At 60.7% G+C, this 2314-nt stretch carries 2 protein-coding genes and 1 pseudogene; 1 reads left to right on the plus strand and 2 read right to left on the minus strand.

Translation table 11 applies throughout. The features are described 5' to 3' along the window. Positions 1-166 (minus strand): annotated as a pseudogene (locus VSR68_RS42375) (nitrogenase molybdenum-iron protein alpha chain); the annotation flags it as partial. A gap of 71 nt (positions 167-237) precedes the next feature. After that, entirely contained in the window at positions 238-1119 is an 882-nt protein-coding gene (nifH, locus tag VSR68_RS42380; protein ID WP_342937830.1) for a nitrogenase iron protein, read from the minus strand. A 442-nt stretch (positions 1120-1561) separates the two neighbouring features. Between nifH and VSR68_RS42385 the strand changes: the two genes are divergently transcribed. Continuing rightward, on the plus strand, positions 1562-2170 hold the full coding sequence (locus VSR68_RS42385; protein WP_342937831.1) for a hypothetical protein: 609 nt from the start codon (positions 1562-1564) through the stop codon (positions 2168-2170). Positions 2171-2314: the final 144 nt, after the last annotated feature.

Here is a 2314-nt window from a genome sequence, read left to right on the forward strand (position 1 = left end):
CGGGCAGCGATTTGATGTTCGATTTCACCCCACAGTCGAGCTTGCCCTGTTCAAAGGAACCCAGATGCTTGGCGCGGCGCTTGGCCATCTTTTCGGGGTATGCCTGCAGCACTTCGTCGATCAGGGCCTTGTTCGCGGCCTTGCGTTCTTCAACCGTCGCGGTCATTGCGTATCCCATAAGTGGAGAATCTCATCGCCGGATCCGGCCGCCGTACGGCAACCGCCGTCCGGCATTCGTCAGGCGGTCAGTTCGGCCGCCGATTTTCCGACCTGCGACTCGTCGACCGGTACCATGATGCCTTTCTCCATCAGCAGGTCTTCGAGCTGGTCCATTGTGATCGGCGTCGGAACCACGCCATTGCCGCCGTTGTGATGAACCTTCTCGGCAAGCGCGCGATACTGGCCCGCCTGTGAGCTGTCCGGCGCGTACTCGATCACGGTCATTCGCCGCAGTTCCGCGTGCTGGACGATGTTGTCGCGCGGCACGAAGTGGATCAGCCTCGTGCCGAGCATCGTCGCGAGCGATTCGGCAAGCTCCAGTTCCTTGTCGGTCTTGCGCTCGTTGCAGATGAGCCCGCCCAGGCGCACGCCGCCACTGTTCGCGTATTTCAGGATGCCCTTCGAGATGTTGTTCGCTGCGTACATCGCCATCATCTCGCCTGACATGACAATGTAGATTTCCTGCGCCTTGTTCTCGCGAATGGGCATTGCGAAACCACCGCACACCACGTCGCCGAGCACGTCGTACGACACGTAGTCGACTCCGTCATACGCGCCGTTCTCCTCGAGGAAATTGATCGACGTGATGACGCCACGGCCCGCGCAGCCGACGCCCGGCTCAGGACCACCCGACTCGACGCAGCGGATGTCCTTGTAGCCGATCTTCATCACATCATCGAGTTCCAGGTCCTCGACTGAACCCGCTTCCGCCGCGAGCGAGAGAATTGTGTCCTGCGCCTTCGCGTGCAGTATCAGGCGCGTCGAGTCAGCCTTTGGATCGCACCCTACGATGAGGATCTTCTGCCCGAGGTCGCTCAGCGCCGCAAGCGTATTTTGCGACGTGGTGGACTTGCCGATGCCGCCTTTGCCGTAGAAGGCGATTTGCCGAAGTTGAGACATTGTCGTACTCCATTGACATGGAAGGTGAAACCAGGGTTGCGAATCAGATCTGCAAAGCCGCGACCATGTCCTCAGCCTGCGGTGTCCTTATGGTCTTCTTCTGTCGAGTCACGCATCGGCCGGATTGTGTCCGCGCGGCCCCATCGACGCAGCTTTTGTGCCATGAGTGCGCAGATCGTCGAAACCCTGGCCAGGCCGGGTTTCCGCCAGATTCTCCCGAATGGCGGCCTGCGACGTTCGCGACGTCGCCTTCCCGACAAATCGCGCGCCCTTTGTCGCAAACGAAATGGGCAGCACCGGGCAGCGTGCCCGTATAGCCTGCCCGGCGTTGACCCTGGCATTCATTGGTACGGATGTTGCAAAGTTCCCGGCCATCCCGCCGAGGATGTGCGAACCAGCGCCCGGTCCGCGCGCATGCAAGATCCATCAAAGAGGAATACTAATGACGGACACGATCAGCCACCATGAACTCGATGAAACCCCGTTGACCCGTCTGCAACACCAGGGCCGACTCCTCAACGCGGTCTTCAAGGGACATACGAACGCGCCTCGCCGGATCGGCTTTCGCGGCGAGCTCGCGCTACGCTTCGGGCCGCGGCTCGCCGACGAGGCGCGCCCGCCCGAGCTTTCCTGCGAACAGGTCATGGCCGTAGCGGACATCGGTGCGCCGGACCTGCCGTTCTTCGCCGGTTGGCTATTGAGCTTCGAATACCTCAGGGACGTCGCGGAAGTGCTCGGCAATGCCCTCTCGGCCCGCGGAAAGTATTTCCTGTTCTGCGACAACGTCGATCTGTCCAGACGCTATCAGGTGCCGTACAACGGAGCGGTGTTCTACGTGCTGCCGATTGTGGAATCGACTGTCTACAACGAGATGCTTGAGCTCCTGCATCTGGAGAAAAGCGAGCTGAAAAGGAAAGACACGGCTGGCAAGCTCGACGCGGTCGCCGACGCCGCGATCCTCTTCGATCTGCCGTTTGACACGATCAGCTACGCGGACGGACTCGAAGCGATGGGGCCGGTTCGCAATCCAAACGAAAACAGGCCCGTCTGACGTATCATTTCAGCGTTTTCGGGCGCGCGTGACGGCGGCGCCTATCCACTGAGCCGGAGCGTCATCATGTCACTGCTCACCAACACTGTCCCATACGAAAGCGCAAGCCGCCACGATGTCACGTGGGCAACGCTCGCAACATGG

It is taken from the genome of Paraburkholderia phymatum (assembly GCF_038900715.1).
Classification (GTDB): Bacteria; Pseudomonadota; Gammaproteobacteria; order Burkholderiales; family Burkholderiaceae; genus Paraburkholderia; species Paraburkholderia phymatum_A.